Source organism: Lutibacter holmesii, assembly GCF_042679665.1.
Classification (GTDB): Bacteria; Bacteroidota; Bacteroidia; order Flavobacteriales; family Flavobacteriaceae; genus Lutibacter; species Lutibacter holmesii.
Genome location: NZ_JBHTMV010000009.1, coordinates 262,025 through 281,540, shown reverse-complemented (window position 1 = coordinate 281,540; position 19,516 = coordinate 262,025). Strand labels below are relative to the sequence as shown.

Annotated in this window: 21 protein-coding genes; 8 read left to right on the top strand and 13 right to left on the bottom strand. The window is 30.9% G+C overall.

Going from position 1 to position 19,516, the window contains the following annotated elements:
- Window positions 1-66 precede the first annotated feature (66 nt).
- Together ACFQ5N_RS13785 and ACFQ5N_RS13780 are read right to left on the bottom strand one after the other, a co-directional pair.
- Window positions 67-966, bottom strand: coding sequence for an outer membrane beta-barrel protein (locus tag ACFQ5N_RS13785; protein WP_386810315.1), 900 nt, complete (start codon window positions 964-966; stop codon window positions 67-69).
- A gap of 165 nt (window positions 967-1,131) precedes the next feature.
- Window positions 1,132-1,461: an arsenate reductase family protein gene (locus ACFQ5N_RS13780; protein ID WP_386810313.1), complete on the bottom strand. Its 330-nt coding sequence runs from the start codon at window positions 1,459-1,461 to the stop codon at window positions 1,132-1,134.
- 81 nt (window positions 1,462-1,542) lie between these two features.
- Here ACFQ5N_RS13780 and ACFQ5N_RS13775 point away from each other — a divergent pair, with 81 nt between their 5' ends.
- Window positions 1,543-1,998, top strand: coding sequence for a DinB family protein (locus tag ACFQ5N_RS13775; protein WP_386810312.1), 456 nt, complete (start codon window positions 1,543-1,545; stop codon window positions 1,996-1,998).
- Window positions 1,999-2,018: 20 nt separating this feature from the next.
- On the opposite strand, the gene ACFQ5N_RS13770 is transcribed toward ACFQ5N_RS13775, so the two are convergent.
- The 3 genes from ACFQ5N_RS13770 to ACFQ5N_RS13760 all read right to left on the bottom strand — a co-directional run bounded on the left by ACFQ5N_RS13770 (window position 2,019) and on the right by ACFQ5N_RS13760 (window position 5,197).
- Entirely contained in the window at window positions 2,019-2,813 is a 795-nt protein-coding gene (locus tag ACFQ5N_RS13770) for a THC0290_0291 family protein (protein ID WP_386810311.1), read from the bottom strand.
- 67 nt (window positions 2,814-2,880) lie between these two features.
- The gene (locus ACFQ5N_RS13765; protein WP_386810309.1) at window positions 2,881-4,479 is read right to left on the bottom strand and encodes an Ig-like domain-containing protein; all 1,599 of its coding nucleotides are present in this window, start codon (window positions 4,477-4,479) and stop codon (window positions 2,881-2,883) included.
- 31 nt (window positions 4,480-4,510) lie between these two features.
- Window positions 4,511-5,197 (bottom strand): ComF family protein, encoded by a 687-nt coding sequence (locus tag ACFQ5N_RS13760; RefSeq protein ID WP_386810307.1) that lies wholly within the window; start codon window positions 5,195-5,197, stop codon window positions 4,511-4,513.
- Window positions 5,198-5,397: 200 nt separating this feature from the next.
- Here ACFQ5N_RS13760 and ACFQ5N_RS13755 point away from each other — a divergent pair, with 200 nt between their 5' ends.
- Complete coding sequence (locus tag ACFQ5N_RS13755) at window positions 5,398-6,282, top strand: hypothetical protein (protein ID WP_386810305.1); 885 nt, start codon at window positions 5,398-5,400, stop codon at window positions 6,280-6,282.
- A gap of 109 nt (window positions 6,283-6,391) precedes the next feature.
- Entirely contained in the window at window positions 6,392-7,933 is a 1,542-nt protein-coding gene (locus tag ACFQ5N_RS13750) for a glycine--tRNA ligase (RefSeq protein WP_386810303.1), read from the top strand.
- A gap of 73 nt (window positions 7,934-8,006) precedes the next feature.
- Here the strand turns inward: ACFQ5N_RS13750 and ACFQ5N_RS13745 are convergent, their stop codons facing one another.
- The 4 genes from ACFQ5N_RS13745 to ACFQ5N_RS13730 all read right to left on the bottom strand — a co-directional run bounded on the left by ACFQ5N_RS13745 (window position 8,007) and on the right by ACFQ5N_RS13730 (window position 10,431).
- Window positions 8,007-8,501: a hypothetical protein gene (locus ACFQ5N_RS13745; protein ID WP_386810302.1), complete on the bottom strand. Its 495-nt coding sequence runs from the start codon at window positions 8,499-8,501 to the stop codon at window positions 8,007-8,009.
- A gap of 24 nt (window positions 8,502-8,525) precedes the next feature.
- Window positions 8,526-9,089, bottom strand: a complete 564-nt coding sequence (locus ACFQ5N_RS13740; protein ID WP_386810300.1) for a DUF3575 domain-containing protein — start codon at window positions 9,087-9,089, stop codon at window positions 8,526-8,528.
- 102 nt (window positions 9,090-9,191) lie between these two features.
- The gene (locus ACFQ5N_RS13735; protein WP_386810298.1) at window positions 9,192-9,680 is read right to left on the bottom strand and encodes a methylated-DNA--[protein]-cysteine S-methyltransferase; all 489 of its coding nucleotides are present in this window, start codon (window positions 9,678-9,680) and stop codon (window positions 9,192-9,194) included.
- Window positions 9,664-10,431 carry a TatD family hydrolase gene (locus ACFQ5N_RS13730; protein ID WP_386810297.1) on the bottom strand — a complete coding sequence of 256 codons (768 nt, stop codon included), beginning with the start codon at window positions 10,429-10,431 and terminating at the stop codon, window positions 9,664-9,666. The genes ACFQ5N_RS13735 and ACFQ5N_RS13730 overlap by 17 nt, the downstream gene beginning before the upstream one ends.
- Window positions 10,432-10,627: 196 nt before the next feature.
- Here ACFQ5N_RS13730 and ACFQ5N_RS13725 point away from each other — a divergent pair, with 196 nt between their 5' ends.
- The 5 genes from ACFQ5N_RS13725 to katG all read left to right on the top strand — a co-directional run bounded on the left by ACFQ5N_RS13725 (window position 10,628) and on the right by katG (window position 15,961).
- Window positions 10,628-11,344, top strand: coding sequence for an energy transducer TonB (locus ACFQ5N_RS13725; RefSeq protein WP_386810296.1), 717 nt, complete (start codon window positions 10,628-10,630; stop codon window positions 11,342-11,344).
- Window positions 11,345-11,444: 100 nt separating this feature from the next.
- Complete coding sequence (locus ACFQ5N_RS13720; protein WP_386810295.1) at window positions 11,445-11,897, top strand: retropepsin-like aspartic protease; 453 nt, start codon at window positions 11,445-11,447, stop codon at window positions 11,895-11,897.
- 53 nt (window positions 11,898-11,950) lie between these two features.
- On the top strand, window positions 11,951-12,343 hold the full coding sequence (gene rbfA, locus ACFQ5N_RS13715) for a 30S ribosome-binding factor RbfA (RefSeq protein WP_386810294.1): 393 nt from the start codon (window positions 11,951-11,953) through the stop codon (window positions 12,341-12,343).
- A gap of 1 nt (window position 12,344) precedes the next feature.
- Entirely contained in the window at window positions 12,345-13,547 is a 1,203-nt protein-coding gene (locus tag ACFQ5N_RS13710; RefSeq protein ID WP_386810293.1) for an ABC transporter permease, read from the top strand.
- A 191-nt stretch (window positions 13,548-13,738) separates the two neighbouring features.
- Window positions 13,739-15,961 carry a catalase/peroxidase HPI gene (katG, locus tag ACFQ5N_RS13705; RefSeq protein ID WP_386810291.1) on the top strand — a complete coding sequence of 741 codons (2,223 nt, stop codon included), beginning with the start codon at window positions 13,739-13,741 and terminating at the stop codon, window positions 15,959-15,961.
- Window positions 15,962-16,036: 75 nt separating this feature from the next.
- Here the strand turns inward: katG and ACFQ5N_RS13700 are convergent, their stop codons facing one another.
- The 4 genes from ACFQ5N_RS13700 to ACFQ5N_RS13685 all read right to left on the bottom strand — a co-directional run bounded on the left by ACFQ5N_RS13700 (window position 16,037) and on the right by ACFQ5N_RS13685 (window position 19,511).
- Window positions 16,037-16,741: an SdiA-regulated domain-containing protein gene (locus ACFQ5N_RS13700; RefSeq protein ID WP_386810289.1), complete on the bottom strand. Its 705-nt coding sequence runs from the start codon at window positions 16,739-16,741 to the stop codon at window positions 16,037-16,039.
- A 30-nt stretch (window positions 16,742-16,771) separates the two neighbouring features.
- Entirely contained in the window at window positions 16,772-17,752 is a 981-nt protein-coding gene (gene dusB, locus ACFQ5N_RS13695; protein ID WP_386810402.1) for a tRNA dihydrouridine synthase DusB, read from the bottom strand.
- Window positions 17,753-18,056: 304 nt separating this feature from the next.
- The gene (locus ACFQ5N_RS13690) at window positions 18,057-18,683 is read right to left on the bottom strand and encodes a carbonic anhydrase family protein (protein ID WP_386810287.1); all 627 of its coding nucleotides are present in this window, start codon (window positions 18,681-18,683) and stop codon (window positions 18,057-18,059) included.
- A 27-nt stretch (window positions 18,684-18,710) separates the two neighbouring features.
- A complete protein-coding gene (locus tag ACFQ5N_RS13685; RefSeq protein WP_386810285.1) occupies window positions 18,711-19,511 on the bottom strand; it encodes a universal stress protein in 801 nt (266 codons plus the stop codon).
- Between the last annotated feature and the right edge of the window lie 5 nt (window positions 19,512-19,516).

Genomic DNA, 19,516 nt, shown 5'->3' with positions numbered 1-19,516 from the left:
ATATTAGAGCATAAAAAAAGCCTTTTCAAATTTTGAAAAGGCTTTTTTAGTTTTTTAACTACGATGTTATTTTGCTTCCTTTTTTGAAAAAGTATACGTAATACCAAAGTTAATACCAAAAGAAGAATATGGTGCTACTGATGATAATGCTTTTGAAGGATCATCATTAGGTTCAGCTAAAGAGTCTACATACTCAACTTTTGTAGGTGCATAAATTGTTCCAAATACAGGGTGTTCTAATGGAGCATCACCTAAATTCCAAGTCATTGAAGGAACATCAACTCCAACTATTGCAGCTGGTACTGCAGGTGTTGTAATTGTTAACTCTGCAAATTCTGAAGTGTCTCTTGTAACGTTTATTCCTAAATATTCTAATTCAGCAAATAAGTTTAAGTTTTCTGTCAATTTGTATTTGTAACCAAATGCTGCAGTAAACCCTAATGGTGGTCTACCGTGATATTCATTAATACCTTCAGTCATAATTGGCGCAATACCATACGCATTTAATGGTGTGTTAGTTTCTCTAGTAAATGTTGCTTCAGTTTTACCTCCTAATTTAGAAATTACACCAATTTTTCCGTAAAAGCTTTCGTTAAAATTGTACGTTAAAGCAAGGTTAATACCAAATGCTTCTGCATGCGCTTTACCATTTGTGTATTCACTAATTTCACCTGCGTCATTTGTTTCGTAAGAAGAAATATTTTGGTCTGCACCACTTAAGTAACCAAATGCTAATTCAACACCAAACATTTTGTTAAAAAAATAACCTCCTCTAATTTGTGTGTTAAAGCCTTCACCGTAACTTCCATAATGGTTAGTAGCTTCATCTTGTGCTGCGTTTAACGAGGTTCCTGTTAAAATTCCTGCTGATCCCATGCTATATCCTCCACTAGCGGACACATAGAACTGAGCAAATGCTACATTAATAGAGCAAAATGCGATAAGTAATAATAATGATTTTCTCATAATTTCATTTAATTTAAGTTTGTTTAGTTCTCCAAAAATAGATTTTAATTTTAGAAATAAAAATAAAACTGCTTATTTATAAGGATTTTACATTAAACTAATTGATTTTGAGTGTATTATATTGGTTAAGAAACTTATGTTTCTAACGGATTAATGAATGATTTACTATAAACTCACTAGTTTTTTAGTGTTTCCAACTAAAACTTCAGTGTTGTTTACTATTACTGGGCGCTTTAAAAAAGTATACTCATCTAAAATAAGTTGTCTATAATCTTGCTCAGTTAATGTTTGATTTTTTAAATCCATTTCTTTGTATTTTTTAGCCCGTCTGCTAAATAAAACCTCGTAACTATTTGTTAGTTTGTGTAACTCTTCTAATTGCTGAACTGTTATAGGTTCTGTTTTTATTTCTTGTAAAATATAGGTTGAAGTATCCATTTCTTTTAAAATTCTTCTACAAGTATCACAAGTTTTTAGGTAGTATATTTTTTTCATTTTATTTAAATATTTGAATTCATGTAAAATTAAGATGTTTTCTTTTAAATTTGATTTTTTTTAATTTAAAAACAGAAATTCATGCAAAAGCGATTTGACACTTTATTAAAATCAAGGCAATTAATGTTAAAAGTAATTGAAAATACTTCAAATGAGCAGTTAAATAAAATTCCAACAGGGTTTAAAAATAATATTGCTTGGAACATTGCACATTTGGTGGTAACACAGCAATTGTTATGTTATAAATTATCAGGCTTAGACTGTAAGGTTTCTGATGAGGTTATTCGAAATTTTCAAAAAGGATCAGCACCTAGTTACGAGGTATCTTCAGAAGAGTTTGAAGTTATAAAAAAGCAGTTTTTACAATTTCCAGTTGTTTTAGATGAAGATTATGCAAAAGGAATTTTTAAAAATTATACCAAATATACTACAAGTGTAAACGTAACATTGAAATCTATTGATGATGCTATAGATTTTAATTTATTACATGAAGGTATTCACTTAGGTGTCATACTTCAGCTGTTGAAGTTTGTATAGGTTTTTTGTGACTGGGTATTTTAATTAAGGTAATAAACGTAACCAACGTGAACCCAAAGTAGCCAGTCATTATATTTGTTTGCAGGGTCATCTTTTGCATTTAAACCGTCAACCCAATCTGTAAAAAAATATTGCCATCTAGATTCTATTAGAATATCTGAGTATTCACCTATTTTAAGTCTTGTTCCTATTCCACCTGTTAATGATCCTGTAAAACCTGATGAAGTGTCAACAGTTCCTGGTTCAGCCCATTTAGGATATAAAACCGAAGGATCTTCTGTCCAATCACCTAAATCAGACGTTAAAGAAGGGTTGTAAAAATCGGCCATTAATCCAAGGCTTACATATGGTGAAAATTTTAATCTATCAATTCTTCGAGATCCAAAATCAACAATGTCTACAATATGAAACTCCATTTGCGCACCTAAATTAAATAATTGTGCAGTACCGTGCATGGCTCGCAATTGCTCACCTGCATAAGAATCTGTTTCAGCCCATTCTCCAAAATGTTCTAAATCTGCAGACATATATGAAAACTCTGCTCGAACTCTAAAATGTTCTTGAAAGTAATTTGTTCTTTGATTCCATTTGTAGCGGTAATCTGTGAAGTTTAAGTAATAAATAACACCCAATCCTAATCCAACATTACCACCAACATTTGCTTGAAAATTATGTCGTTGTCCATAATCTGTTGTAAAAGAAGCGGAACCAATAATAACACCAAGTTCATGACTGCTTTTATCTTGTGCAAAAGAAGTTGTTATATAAAAACAACATAGCAAAGTAATTAATATTTTTAGGGCTTTGTTTTTCAAAAGTGTATAAATGATGTCAAATGTAACAAAATCTTTATGAATAATTAAAACCTTTACAAATAAGCTGTTATTTTAGTTGAAAAGTTTCGTTATCATCCCAATTTGCTCGTAATTCTATTAATTTATTAAAATATAGTACTTTTTCAGGTTGAGTTTTCATTAAATAATTTCCGGTATCCCATTTTCCATTTTCATTATCATCAAAAATTGCTCTAATAATATAGTTTTTAGGTAGTAAATATTTAAATGAAAGCAGTTGGTTACTGTTAATTTTTTTAGAAGCAATTATTTCATCTTTTTCGGTAATTACTTCAATAATTACGGGTGAAGTTACATTGGTAATCTGTAAATTAATTACACCGTAATCTTCAGGTTTTTTTGTTGTTAAATTGTATACCAGTGTGTCATTTGTGTTTCCAAAAACATCAAAAAGGGCTTCTGGTAGTATGTTTATTTTATAGTTTTGTTCAAATTTTTTGTTGAAATTTAAATACAATTCGTTTTTGTAAGTACTAATAAAACTATGAAAAGGTACTGCAAGAGTATCTTTATCTACTATTGAAACTTTGGTAGTGTCAATTTTTGAAATAGGAATGCTTGTTTTAATAGCAAAAGTATCTCTTGGGTTTAAAGTTGCATTTATTGTACTTTTAATGAATAATGAATCTTTTTTCTTAGACTTTAGTTTTACTGTTATTGTGTCTTTGAAATTTAAGTTTGTAACTTCAAAAATTAAAGAATCTTTCTCTGTTTCTTGAAACCAGTAGCTTAAGGTGTCTTTGTCTTTTTCAAAAGCAATTTCTGGTTTAAAACTTTCAGGAAGTGTATCTAGTAATTTAACAGCTAAATTTGTTTTATCACCTTCATAACCAAATACAATATGACCTTTTGTTGTTTCAATGGCTCTAATTAATCTAAAATCATTTATTTCTTTAAGTAAAGAAATTTGAAAGGTTGTGTCATTTGGTAAGGTAATAAGGTTCTTGTGAAAACCAATTTTATCTTGTCGTGGGCTGTAAATATAATCGTTGTTTGGTTGTTTTAAGGCCATTAACAAGTACTTACCTTCTTTTAAATTGGTCAACTCAAAATTTGTACTATCTAAAGTGCTGGTAACATAGGTTGGTTTTTCTTTGTACACAATAGAATCATTAAATGTTGAATCTACTCTATAAAGCATTACTAAAATTTCACTGTCTGTTTTACGGCTAAAAGCATCTGTAATATCTCCAGATAGTTTTAAAGAATCTAAGTGTTTTCCTGTTGAAAAAACATACTTAAAACTCTCAATCATATTTCCTTCGTTATTATCAACAATACTATTTCCAAAGTTAATAGTGTACGTGGTATTTTCTTTTAAAGTATCAAAAAGTTTAATAGTAATAACTTTACTGGCTGTACCAACAGGTGTTATTTCTGGTTTGTTTTTTAGAGGAGGAGAAATAATTAGTTTCTTATTTAAATCTTTAAACTTTATATACTCGTCAAAAAATATTTTAATTCTTGTAGCGCTAAATTCAACACTTTCTTGAGACGGCGTAGCGCTCACTAATATTGGTGGAATTTCATCTATTTCACCACCAGTAGGTCGTCCTCTTTTAGCGCAACTTGTAAAAGAAAGTACTAGAAAAGCAAAAATTAAAAATTTAAAAAAGTGATATTTCATACTATAAATTTAATGCAAAATAACAATTTATTTATTTAGTGTATGCCATACAAGCAATACTAATTTTGATATTTTTTGTTTTTTCAAAAGCAGTACAGCAAGCTACAAGTGTAGCTCCTGTGGTTATAATATCATCAATTAATAAAATATGTTTATTCTCTAGTGTTTTTTCATTGGCAACAAAAAACAATTCTTGTACATTTTCCCATCTATTAAAACGTAGTTTTTTAGTTTGTGTATTTGTAAAAGAAATACGGGACAACACATTTTCTTGAAAGGGAATATTTAGGGTTTTACTCAAACTATTTCCAAAGGTTGTTACTTGGTTGTAACCTCTAGTTTTTAATTTTTTTTGATGTAGTGGAACAGGTATAATTATATCAATAGTTGAAAATCTAGTGCTTTTTGCCAATTCGCTACCTAACCAATTTCCTAATAATGTACCAACTTGCTGTTGGTTTTTATATTTTAAATGGTGTAATAGATTTTGAATATTTCCTTTTTTAAAAAAATAAAATAAGGCAGTAGCAGCTTCAATTTGAGTTCTTCCGTAAAACGATTTCTCAATCAAGTTGTCTTTTTCTACTGTGAAGTTTGTTAAAGGTAAATCGTGTCTACACTGTAAGCAAATAACAGTTTCATTAGTAGTTAATGCCTTATTACAGCATAAACATAGCTCAGGATAAAATAATTCATAAATGTTTTTTAAAAAATTCATAGCAGTATATTTTTAAAAACGTGTAATTTATAACAAAAATTGTGGATTTTATTAGTTGGAAGTCAATTAATTATGTTTGTTGAAGGTTTTTTACTAATTTTAGTATTCCTCATAAAAAACAAATCACCTCAAATTTTTTGCCCTAAATTGTAATTAATTGCTATAAATTGCGTTCAATTATAAACCCTAAAATTTAAGTGATGGAACAAACAAAAAAATCGAATAATAAAATTATAATAATTGCACTTGGAGCATTGTTATTAGCTGCGTTGGTGTATACTTTTTATACTGCTGGTGAGCATAAAAAATTAACCAACGCCATTGAAGAAGAAAAGCAAGAAATAGCGTCTAATTTAGACAATATGATTGTTAAATATGAAGATGCTATTGGAGAAAACACTTCTATGTCTAATGAATTGGCATTAGAAAGAGATAAAATTATACTGCTTAGAGATTCTATTAAAGGTTTAAAAGCTACCAATTATAGTTTAATACGTCGTTATAGAAAACAAATTGAAAAGTTAGAAGCTGACAATTTAGAGTTATTTCAAATGAATGATGAATTAACAAAGAAAAACGAGTTGTTATCACAAAATTTAGACAGTGTAAATACACAATTTACCAATCAAGTAGCTAAAAACGAGGATTTATCTGCTGAAAATATGAAATTAGGTCAAAAAGTAGCTATTGGTTCTATTTTAAAAGTAGATGCTGTAAAAGTATTGGCAATGCGCGAAAGATCTAGCGGTAAATTAGTTGAAACAAAAAGATCTAAAAATACTGATGCTTTTAGAATTAATTTTGCTATTTCAAAAAATGAAATTGCTGAACAAGGTGAGCGTAGTGTATATATTCAAGTTGTAGATTCACAAGGAAATACACTTGCAAATAAAGGAGAATTAGTGTTGTTAGACGAAAGTACTATTACTTATAGTGATAGAACATTGGTTGAATATTTAAATAAAGAAGTTTCTATAATTTCTTTAGTTGAGGTAAACAGCAACAACATAAAAAAAGGAACTTATACGGTGAACGTGTATATAGATAATTTGCTTGCAAAGTCAGGTATTGTTACCTTAAAATAAAAAGGCAACTCCAATTTAATGTTATTTAATGTTAATGTGGGTGGAAATAGTTTCGGCTATTTCCACCTTTTTTGTTTTATAGTACTAAAAGCTTTACTATTTTTGCAGCATGGCAAATCAAGATGATAAATTTAAAAAAGTAATTTCACACGCAAAGGAATACGGTTATGTATTTCAATCAAGTGAAATTTACGACGGTTTGAGCGCAGTATATGACTATGCTCAAAATGGTGTAGAGTTAAAGAAAAACATTAGAGAGTACTGGTGGAAGGCGATGGTGCAAATGAATGAAAATATTGTTGGACTAGATGCTGCAATATTTATGCACCCAACAACTTGGAAAGCTTCAGGCCATGTAGATGCTTTTAATGATCCTTTAATTGATAATAAAGATTCTAAAAAAAGATATAGAGCTGATGTTTTAATTGAAGACTATGTTGGAAAATTAGATGCTAAAATTGAAAAAGAAGTAGCAAAAGCAGCCAAACGTTTTGGAGAAGCTTTTGATAAAGCAGAATTTTTAGCTACCAATGCACGTGTTGTTGGTTATAAAGAAAAAGGAGAGGCTATTTTACAAAGAATGGGACAATCTTTAGAAAAAGAAGATTTGGCTGATGTAAAATTGTTAATTGAAGAATTAGGAATAGGATGCCCTGTTTCGGGTTCAAAAAATTGGACAGATGTAAAGCAATTCAATTTAATGTTTGGAACTAAATTGGGTGCTTCTGCAGATACTGCAATGGATTTATATTTACGTCCAGAAACAGCACAAGGTATTTTTGTAAACTTCTCAAATGTGCAAAAAACTGGAAGGATGAAAATTCCTTTTGGAATTGCTCAAACAGGAAAAGCATTTAGAAACGAAATAGTTGCACGTCAGTTTATTTTCCGTATGCGTGAATTTGAACAAATGGAAATGCAATTTTTTGTGCGTCCTGGTACTCAAAAAGAATGGTACGAGCAGTGGAAAGAAACGCGTTTAAAATGGCACCTTTCTTTGGGAATGGGTGAAAATAATTACCGTTTTCATGACCACGATAAATTAGCACATTATGCTGATGCCGCTGCTGATATTGAATTTAGATTTCCTTTCGGATTTAAAGAATTAGAAGGAATTCACTCACGTACAGATTTTGATTTAAAAGCTCACGAAGAACATTCAGGAAAAAAAATACAATATTTTGACCCTGAAATTAACGAGCGTTATGTGCCTTATGTTGTAGAAACTTCTATTGGTTTAGACCGTATGTTTTTAGCTGTTTTCTCAAATTCTTTACAAGAAGAAGAATTAGAAAATGGTACGTCAAGAACTGTTTTAAAGTTACCTGCAGTGTTAGCACCAACAAAAGCGGCGATTTTACCGTTGGTTAAAAAAGATGGATTGCCAGAAATTGCAAAAAAAATAGTTGAAGATTTAAAGTGGGATTTCAATGTGGCATACGATGAAAAAGATGCTGTTGGAAGACGTTATAGAAGACAAGATGCCAACGGAACACCATTTTGTATTACAGTTGATCACGATACGTTGACAGATGATGCTGTAACTATTCGTCATAGAGATACTATGGAACAACAACGTGTAAAAATTTCTGATTTAAAAGAAATTATTAAACAAGAAGTTGATATAAAAAACTGGTTGCTAAAAATGTAATTTTTAGTAAAAAGCAAGCATAAAAAAACTCCGAAGATTTGTCTTCGGAGTTTTTTTTATATGTGAAAGTAAATTAAAGTCTGTACCCAATACTTACTCCAACTCTTGGAACAATTGAAGGAGATAAAGAGTCAAATAAATTTCTACCCAATCCACCATAAATATCAATTACAAAGCCTTTAGGAGAAACATATTTTGAACCTACCGAAACACCTAATGCGGCATCTGTATAATTTTCATAAATATCAACACCGTCGTTAGATACTTTTTCATCTCCACTGTTTATACCTAAAAAAACTTCTCCAAAAAAGTTCCAATTTGTGTTTGAAGGAAAATGATGGCGAAAATATGGTGTAAACATTGTTTTTTCATTATAGCTAAAGCTGGCATCATCATCTAAATTAAATAATGCTGAAACACCAATTGAAGATTCATTGTTTAAAAAATGTTCAAAGGAAACATCAATAGATTTTAAAATTAAACCATCAAAAATGTCAAATTTAATTTCGTTTTGGGCTTGACCAAATGTACATGTTAGTAGTGTAAAAGCAACTAATAGTTTTTTCATTGTATTTTTTTATATTAATTTTAATTAGAATCTTTTTCCAACAGAAACACCAAACCTTGGTACAAATTCATAGTTATCGCTGTTGTAATAATCATTATTGTTAAATAAATTACGACCAATACCACCGTAAATTTCAAAAATAAAACCACTACTTGTTAAAAATTTACCTCCAACAGCAATTCCCAAAGCAAAGTTTGTATTTTTTTCAAAGTTGTTATTGTTTTCATAATAAACATCGCTGTTTGGATCAGCAACATCGTAATAGTAAATTGCGTAATGCTCTTCTGTAACATTTAACATTCCAAATCCTTCCACAAAAAAACCAGCGGTTCTTTTCTTTCCAAAGTAAAAACGATAATAAGGTGTAAAAGCAAATTTAAAATCTATGTCGTTATCAATAGCATATAAAATTGAAGCACCTACACTAGATTCTTCGTTTATAAGATATTCATAACTAACTTCAGGCATTCCTCCAATTAAGTAAGCAACATTCAGCTTAATTTCACTGCGAGAAAGCGGCTCTTCATTTTGTGAAAAGGCATTTAAAAACACGCATAAAAAAGCGGTTGTTGCAATAAATTTTTTCATAAAAACTTAATTTGTGGAGGCAAAAATAATAGCATTCAGGTAACAAAGCTAATATTTGTGGTTAAAAATATATTTTTAACACTAATACAAGTGTAGAATTATTTAAAAGAGTGATTGTTGAGGTGATGGATTTTCGTGTTCTAACAACCATTTTTTGCGCCATATTCCGCCAGCATATCCTGTTAAGGAGCCATCACTTCCAATAACACGGTGACAAGGAATTACTATCCAAATAGGGTTTTTCCCGTTTGCAGAAGCCACAGCTCTTATAGCTTTTACATCACCCATTTTTTTAGATTGTTCAAGATATGAACGTGTTTTTCCAAAGGGAATTGTGGTTAGTTCTTTCCAAACTTTTTGTTGAAATTCTGTTCCTTTTGGGTTTAATTTTACGGAGAATTCTGTTCTTGTTTTATTGAAATATTCATCTAATTGCTGCACGCATTCTTGCAAACAAATAGGTATAACTTTAGGAATTTCAATTTCAGTATCTATAACCGCTATTGAAGAAATTCCATCTTCATTTCCCGTAATTTTAGCTATACCTAAAGGTGTTTTGTAGTATGTAGTTTCACTAGATTCCAAAAACATCTTTTGAGTTTTTTGTAGTTATAGTAGCAACTTCTTCAGCTGATATTTTATAAATATCAGCTAATTTATCAACAACATTTGTAATGTAGCTAGTTTCGTTTCTTTTTCCTCTAAATGGTGTAGGTGCTAAATACGGAGCATCAGTTTCTACAACAATATGTTCTAGCGGAATTTCATTTAAAAACTGATCTATTTTTCCGTTTTTAAAAGTTACAACACCGCCAATGCCTAGTTTTAAATTATAGGAAATAGCTTTATTAGCTTGTTCTAAATTTCCTGTAAAACAATGAAAAACACCAAATAAATCACTTCCTTTTTCTTCCTCTAAAATTTCAAAAATTTCATCAAATGCATCTCTACAATGTATGGCAATTGGTAGTTTTTTTTCTTTTGCCCATTTAATTTGTTGTTTAAATGCGTGCTGTTGTTGTTTTAAAAAGGTTTTGTCCCAATACAAATCAATTCCAATTTCGCCAACAGCATAAAAAGTGCGTTGGTCTAGCCATTTTTTCACAAAAGCCAATTCTTTTTCTACATTTTCTTTTACGTGTGTAGGGTGTAAACCCATCATTAAAAAAGTGTTTTCAGGAAAATCTTTTTCTAAATTTAGCATAGATTCTAAAAAAGTAGAATCAATAGCAGGGATAAAAAAACGTGAAACGCCGGCATCTAAAGCGCGTTGAATTACGTCGTTTCTATCTTCGTCAAATTGGTCGCTATATAGGTGTGTATGTGTATCGGTAATAATCATGTTGCAAAAGTAGAGAATAACAATTATAAATTATAGAAGCCGCCAAAATTGTGGCGGCTTCCTTTTTGGCATGTTTCTTGCATTAACATAATTTTAACAGTTATCCAAAAGTATTTGTAAGCTATTAATTAAATTAATTCCACTCAACTAATTAATTGTTACAGAATACAAAAGGCTAACACAAAAACCTTTTCGTATGAAAGCAAAAAAACATCCAAAAGCAAATTTAGAGAATTACAGTAAATTATTTGCACAATTAGGCCTAGTATTAACATTAACCATTGTTTATGTTGTTATTCAAAGTAAAACATTTACCAATGATTTATTAGTATTGAACGATTCAAATGTTGTGTTTGAAGATGAAACTGATGCAATTATTGAATACCGAGTAGAACCGCCAAAAAAAGCACCAATTCCAAAAAAGGTTACTCTTGAAGTAGTGAAACAAGTTGAAAATGAAGCCGAAATAATAGAGTCATTCATAGATGTTGTTGATGTTGAATCGCCTGTTGAAATAAGTGATATTGTTGAAACAGAACCAGAAGAAGCTATTATTGAAGAAGTTCCATTTATTTTAATTGAAGATGCTCCTGAATTTCCTGGTTGCACTGGAACTAAAGAAGAAAAAAAAGCATGTTTTATTTCGCAAATAAGCAAGTTTGTGGGAGCGAATTTTGACGGTGGTTTGGCATCAGAGTTGGGTTTAGATCCTGGAGTTAAAAGAATTTCTGTTTTATTTAAAATAGATAAAGTTGGAAATATTGTTGATGTGCAGGCTAGAGCTCCTCATAAAAAATTACAAAAAGAAGCTATTAGAGTTGTAGCATTATTGCCAAAAATGGAGCCGGGGAAACAAAGAGGAAATCCTGTTACAGTAAAATATGCATTACCTATAGTGTTTAAAGTAGAGTAGTTTTAATGGCTGAAAAGTTTGGTGGAAGGCTTTTCAGCCTTTTTATGTAAATAGCAATTTTTCATGTTAAAAACTGTAAGTTTGCATAAAATAAGATGGTATGAATTTGAAGAATATTCTTTTAAGAAAAGGGTTTGTAAAAATAAAACTTAAAAAAATAAACACCAATCATTTTGAAATTAAGGCAAAGCTAAACGGTGTTAAAGGGCGTTTTATTTTAGATACAGGAGCTTCAAATTCTTGTGTTGATATTTCATTAGCTCATAAATTTAATTTACAGGTTGAAGATTCTGAAACAAAGGCTGCTGGTGCTGGTGCTATTGGAATGGAAACCAAAATTTCTTCACAAAATAAATTAGAATTAAAAAAATGGAATTTTAATAATTGCCACATTGTTTTGTTAGATTTAACTCACGTGAATACGGCTTTAACAGAACATGACGCAAAGGCAGTTCATGGAATTATTGGTGCTGATATTTTAGAAAAAGGAAGTGCTATAATTGATTATAATAAAAAATGTGTGTACCTAAAAAAGTTGGTGTACAAATTTTAATTGTTTAATAATAAAACAAAAATAGTTTACATATTAACCACTATCTTTGCACTATGGAAACAAATAGACAAAAAAAAATAGCAGGTGTTTTACAAAAAGATTTAGCTGATGTTTTACAACACGCTGCGCAGGATGGAATGAAAGGGGTGATCATATCTGTGACCAAAGTAAGTGTAACTTCAGATTTGGGGCAAGCAAAAGTTTTTTTAAGCGTATTTCCTCAATTAAAAAGAGAAATCATATTAAAAGGTGTTCAAGAAAATACATCAACTATACGTTATGAAATGGCAAAACGAACTCGAAATCAATTGCGCCGTATGCCAGAGCTTTCTTTTTTTATTGATGATAGTTTAGATTATATTGAAGATATTGATAATGCTTTAAAAGGGAAAGTAGATAACCCTATTAAAAATCCAGATATTTTAGACAAACGTCAAAAGCGATAATTTGAACTTTTCGCTATACATAGCAAAACGATATTTATTCTCAAAAAGTAGTAATAACACCATAAACATTATAACCTTAATTGCAACTATTGGTGTTATTGTTGGAACTTTAGCGCTGTTTATTGTGCTTTCGGGATTTTCAGGTTTAAGAGCTTTTAGTGTTGGTTTTTTAGATACTTCAGATCCAGATATTAAAATCTCATCCATTAAAGGGAAATCTTTTTTATTTACCAATGAAATTCAACAAATTATTGAAGATCAAAACGGAGTTGTTTCTTATTCAAAAGTAATTGAAGAACGTGCTTTTTTTGACTTTAAAAATAAAACCCATATTGCATATATAAAAGGTGTTGATGCTAATTATATGCAAGTAAATAGTGTAGATACAACAGTTTACATTGGTACTTGGTTAGATGAAAAAATACCATTAGGTGTAGTTGTAGGAAATCGTATTTCAAGTACTTTATCTTTAGGTGTTTTCGATTTTATTGACCCTTTAAAAATATATGTTCCAAAGCCTCAAAAAGGATATATTTCCAATCCTAAAAATGCATTGTCTCAAATAAATACACAACCTATTGGTATTTTTGCGTTGACAGATGAAATTGATAGAAAATTTGTGTTTATATCATTACCTCTTGCTCAGGATTTGTTGAGTTATCAGCCAAATCAAATTTCAGCCTTAGAGTTAAAGGTTGAAAACTTAAAAGACAGAAGTAAAGTAATTGAAGCTTTAAAAAGTAAGCTTGGTTCTAATTTTAGCATTAAAACAAGAGAACAGTTAAATGCTGTTTTTTATAAAATGTTGAATACAGAGAATTTAGCATCGTATTTAATTTTTACGTTAATTTTGGTTATTGCATTATTCAACGTAATTGGAGCCATTATTATGATGATTTTAGACAAGCAACACAATTTAAAAACCTTGTATAGTTTAGGGGCAACTATAAAAAATATAAAGCAAATATTTGTTTTACAAGGCTTTTTATTAACAGTTTTGGGATTGATAATTGGGCTTTCAGTTGGAACAATTCTAGTGTTACTTCAAAAAAAGTTTCACCTTTTTATGATTACACAAAACTTAGCGTATCCAGTTGAATTTACATTTGCAAATCTTTTTACGGTAATAATTACCATTCTTATTTTAGGTTATTTAGCTTCATTAATTGCAAGTAGCCGCATTTCTAAAAAATTAGTTGAATAAATAATTTATAGTTTTCTTTAAAGAATAAAATTATTGTTTTAAATTTACTAAGCTGTTATTCAGTGTGATAATAGCTATTTACTTCACCTCAAGACTTAAAGTACTTATCAAAGTATAAATAATAATTATCGTTATTTTTTATTGATAATTATATTTTATACTTAATTTGTTATAACTTAAAAAATAAAATTATGAGCGAATCAAAAGATGGTAAATGTCCAGTTGACCACAGTCAATTTATTCAAAAAGAAGAAACAAATATAGTTGGAAAATGTCCTGTAATGCATGGAGGAAATACATCAACAGATAAATCTGTTATGGATTGGTGGCCCAAAGCATTAAATTTAGATATTTTACACCAACACGATACAAAAACAAATCCATTAAAAGCAGATTTCAATTATCAAGAAGAATTAAAAAAATTAGATGTTGAAGCATTAAAAAAAGATGTTCACAATTTAATGACTGATAGTCAAGAATGGTGGCCTGCAGATTGGGGACATTATGGTGGATTAATGATTCGTATGGCTTGGCATTCTGCAGGTACATATAGAACAGCCGATGGACGCGGTGGAGGTGGAACCGGAAATCAGCGTTTTGCTCCTTTAAATTCTTGGCCAGATAACGTAAACTTAGACAAAGCAAGACGCTTGCTTTGGCCAATCAAGAAAAAATATGGAAACAAAGTAAGTTGGGCCGATTTAATTATTTTGGCTGGTACAATTGCTTATGAAAATATGGGCTTAAAAACTTTTGGTTTTGCTTTTGGACGTGAAGATATTTGGCATCCTGAACAAGATATTTATTGGGGAGCAGAGAAAGAGTGGTTAGCGCCAAGTGATAATAGATATGAAAGTTTAGAAAATCCGGCAACCATGGAAAATCCTTTGGCAGCTGTACAAATGGGATTGATTTATGTGAATCCTGAAGGAGTAAATGGTGTTCCTGATCCTTTAAAAACTGCAGAGCAAGTTCGTGAAACTTTCAAAAGAATGGCTATGAACGATGAGGAAACTGTTGCTTTAACTGCAGGTGGACATACTGTTGGAAAAACGCATGGAAATGGAGATGCAAGTGTGTTAGGTCCAGACCCTGAATCAGCAGGTGTTGAAGAACAAGGTTTGGGTTGGGCAAATCCTAATAAATCTGGGAAAGGTCGTTATACGGTAACAAGCGGATTAGAAGGTGCTTGGACAAGCGAGCCAACAAAATGGGATAACGGATTTTTTGAAATGTTATTTAAGCACGAATGGGAATTACGTAAAAGTCCGGCTGGTGCCTTACAATGGGAACCTAAAACTATAAAAGAAGAAGACAAACCTGTTGATGTTGAAGATTTTTCTATACGTCATAATCCTATGATGACTGATGCTGATATGGCAATGAAAGTAGACCCAATTTATAAAGAAATTTCATTGAAATTTATGAATGATTTTGATGCGTTTTCAGATGCTTTTGCACGTGCTTGGTTTAAGTTAACGCACCGTGATATGGGACCTAAATCGTGTTATTTTGGACCAGATGTTCCTCAAGAAGATTTAATTTGGCAAGATCCTATTCCAGCAGGGAAGAAGGAATATAATGTTGATGCGGTTAAAGAGAAAATTACTGCTTCAGGATTGAGTATTTCTGAAATGGTTGCAACTGCTTGGGATAGCGCAAGAACATTTAGAGGTTCAGACAAACGTGGTGGTGCAAATGGAGCAAGAATTAGATTGGCTCCTCAAAAAGATTGGGAAGGAAATGAGCCTGAAAAATTAACAAAAGTATTGGCTGTTTTAGAACCAATTGCAGCAGATTTTGGAATTAGTATTGCAGATACTATTGTGTTGGCAGGAAATGTGGGTGTTGAATTGGCAGCTAAAAATGCAGGCCTTAACATTACAGTTCCTTTTACAACTGGGCGAGGAGATGCAACGCAAGAAATGACCGATGTTGAATCTTTTGAACCTTTAGAACCAGTTGCTGATGGTTTTAGAAACTGGTTGAAAAAAGATTATATAGTAAGTCCAGAAGAATTATTGTTAGATCGTACCCAATTAATGGGCTTAACAGCTCCTGAAATGACTATTTTATTGGGTGGAATGCGTGTAATGGGAACCAATTATGATGCAGCAAAACACGGTGTGTTTACCAATAATGTTGGAGCGTTATCCAATGACTTTTTTGTTACCTTAACTGATATGGGTTACGCTTGGGAACCTCTAGAAAATGGATTGTATAATATTCGTTGTAAAAAAACTGGAACAGTTAAATTTACAGCAACTAGAGTTGATTTGGTATTTGGTTCAAATTCTGTGTTACGCTCGTATGCTGAATTTTATGCACAAGATGACAATAAAGAGCAATTTGTTCATGACTTTGTAAAAGCTTGGGTAAAAGTAATGAACGCAGATAGATTCGATTTAAAATAAGAGTGAATTTAATATAGTTAAAAGCAGTTTGATAGTTTCAAACTGCTTTTTTTTTGAACGTTATTTTAAAAAAGGTTAGTTCTCCATTTTAAATACATATAAAGTATTTAAATAGTCACTTACTACATAAACATGATTTTTATAAATGGCAATTCCTTCGCCTTTTAAAACACCTGTTTTATATTTTTTTAAAAGTTTTCCTTCTTTTGAGATTCTATAAATAGCTTTTGATTCATCGCTAATAATCCATAAGCAATCATTATTTTTATCGTAACAAATTCCTGAAACGTCATTGGCAAAACTTAAAGGATATTTGTTTTTAATGTTGCCTTTTAAACTCAACTCTAAAAGTTGTTTTGGTTCTTTTTCATTAATAGCAAACAGTCTTTTTTTTGAGCTGTCAAAACAAATTCCTTCCAATCCACTATTAGACTCTTCTTGTTTCCCTTTAATTTTATGTTTGTTTAAAAATTTCCCTTTAAAATTTAGGTAAATAAGTGAGCGTTTAGCTTCGTTAACAATAGCTATTTTTTTTAAGGAAGGAAGCGTAGTTATACCCTCTAAATCTTTATAATTTGTTTTAATTTTTTCAACAACTTCACCACTTAAAGTTGTTTTGTAAATGTTTCCATTTTGGTCGCTAACAATGTATAAATGCTTTTTGTATGCTGTAATTCCAGAAGGTTCGTCAATATTAAGTTTAATAGTGTCTACTAAATTTAATTCTGCCTGAGAAGTAGCTTTTGGAGAACATCCAAAAAATAGGGTAGCAATTAGCATAAAAAGAAAAACATGTTTCACAAATTAAAATTATGAAAATTTCTCTAAAACTTCATCAAAAGTATCAAAAACATCTTGTGCTAAATCAGAAGTTACCATTTTTAAACGGTATTCTTTAAAATGCGGAATTCCTTTAAAATAATTGGTGTAATGTCTTCTAGTTTCCATAACGCCAACAATTTCACTTTCTTTCCAGTCAATTTCCATTTGTAAGTGGCGTTTTGCCATTTCAACACGCTCAGCAATAGTTACTTTTGGTAGGTGTTCACCGGTTTCAATAAAATGTTTAACTTGTTTAAAAAACCACGGATTTCCAATGCTTGCACGGCCAATCATAGCTCCGTCTAAGCCATATTTATCACGCATTTCAACAGCACGTTCAGGAGTGTTTACATCTCCATTTCCAAATACAGGAATATGCATTCTCGAGTTGTTTTTTACCTCAGCAATAGGTTTCCAATTGGCATCACCTTTATACATTTGTGCACGCGTACGACCGTGAATTGAAATAGCAGCACAGCCCACATCTTGCAAGCGCTCCGCAACTTCTACAATTTTTATAGACGACTCATCCCAACCCAAACGCGTTTTTACGGTCACAGGTAAATTGGTGTGTTTTACCATAGCGTCGGTCAACTTCACCATTAAATCAATATCCTTTAAAATTCCAGCTCCAGCACCTTTGCTCACTACTTTTTTAACCGGGCAACCAAAATTAATATCAATAATATCTGGTTTCGATTGTTCAACAATTTCAACCGTACGCAACATAGATTCTAAATTAGCGCCAAAAATTTGAATTCCAACCGGGCGTTCTTTTTCGTAAATGTCCAGCTTTTTTCTACTTTTTGCAGCGTCTCTAATCAAGCCTTCGCTCGAAATAAATTCAGTATAAACCACATCTGCCCCTTGTTCTTTGCACAACGCTCTAAACGGTGGGTCACTCACATCTTCCATTGGAGCTAACAACAACGGAAACTCACATAATTCTATATCTCCTATTTTTACCAAACCTAAAATTTTTGGCTGCAAAATTACTAATTATTTTTGATACTGTTCTTTTTTGGGCGTTCCCTTGCAGGTCGGGCTTTTCGCTGTATCTTTTGTTGCAATTCCACGTTGTTACATTTCAAAAAAAGGATGTCGCTGCTATCCCTAACGCAAACATACTTTAAGGATTTTTTTTACATTAAAATATAATTTAATGCAGCACAAGTATTCGTGAAAATTTATGTGTTGTTGCTATTTTTAATTGGACAGAAAAAAAGCCTAACAGGTTTTAAAATCTGTTAGGCTCATTCATTAATGTTATAGACTAAATAAATGTTACTGCTCCTGAATGAACATCATACATTGCTCCAACAATTTTGATTTCACCACTGTTTTGCATCTCAGCTAAAACCTCGCTATCCTTCAAAATTTTATCAATAGTTAGTAGTACGTTTTGTTCAGCTACATTGTTTACAAAATCTAAATTTCCAGAATTTCTTAAACTAGCATCTTCAGGTGATGTTATCGCATTAACAGCAGGTTTAATTTTAGCTAACATTCCGGTAAGCTTTCCTAATTTGGCGTCGTCACAAGCTCCTTTTACAGCTCCACATGCGGTATGGCCTAAAACCACAATAAGTTGGGTTCCTGCTAATTTACAGGCAAATTCCATACTTCCTAAAATATCATCGTTTACAAAGTTCCCTGCAATACGAATACTAAAAATATCTCCAAGTCCTTGGTCAAAAACTAATTCTGCAGAAACTCTTGAATCTATACAACTTAAAATTGTAGCGAATGGAAATTGACCTTGACTAGTGTCGTTTACTTGTTCTAAAAGGTTGCGATTTGCTTTTAAATTATTCTGAAATCGTAAGTTTCCTTCTATTAAAAATTGTAATGACTTCTCTGGAGTCATTGTTGCTTGTGTTTCTTTTGTATGTGCTTTCATATGTGTTTTGTGTTGTTTAAAATTAAATTATGCTTCTGAAACTATTAACGAAACGTTTAACTTACGTACTACTTCTTTTAATGAAATATTAGTGTTGGTAATGTTATTTGGTTTGTTTTTGTCTCTGTCTACGCATAATAAACTAATGTTGTTTTTTTGTAAATATGAAGAAATTGTTGCCATGGCATTGGCATTTTCCTCAAAGACAAACTCTACCATTTTTTCTTCATTTAATTTAGGTGAGTTTGCGTTTTTACTATTGAGAATTCTAAAAGATTTAATTGGCGCTTTTGAATGCGTTTTTAAATCATTAGAAAGCTCGTTTTTTAAAAATTTGGTAGAACCATTTAATACACCTAAAGCTATTTTTTCATTTGGAATCAAAGTGTTTTCATTAGAGAAAATCATTATAACTCCATTAAACTTTTTTAACATAAAGTGCGTAATGCTATCACCAATTAGTTTAAAAGGAGCAGATTCACGTTGGCCTAAAACAACAATATCCGGATTGTGAATTTGTAGTTGTTTTTCAATTTCTTCTTTTACTTTTCCAAATGCATAGTCACCCTTTATTTTTACGTCATATTCTTTTGATATGTCGTTAACAATAGTATTTATTTTCTTTTTGGTATTCTTATGCTCTTCATTTAAAGTTCTCATTGAAGATAATTGATTCTCTCTTTCTAAAATATCAATGTGTTCTTTAACATGAAATAATACTATTTCTGCATCAATCATTTTTGCTAAACTTACACTGCTTTTTATGGTTGAGTTTGCATATTTCTTTAAGTCTGAAAGTACAAGAATTTTGTAGTTATTATTTTCCATTTTAG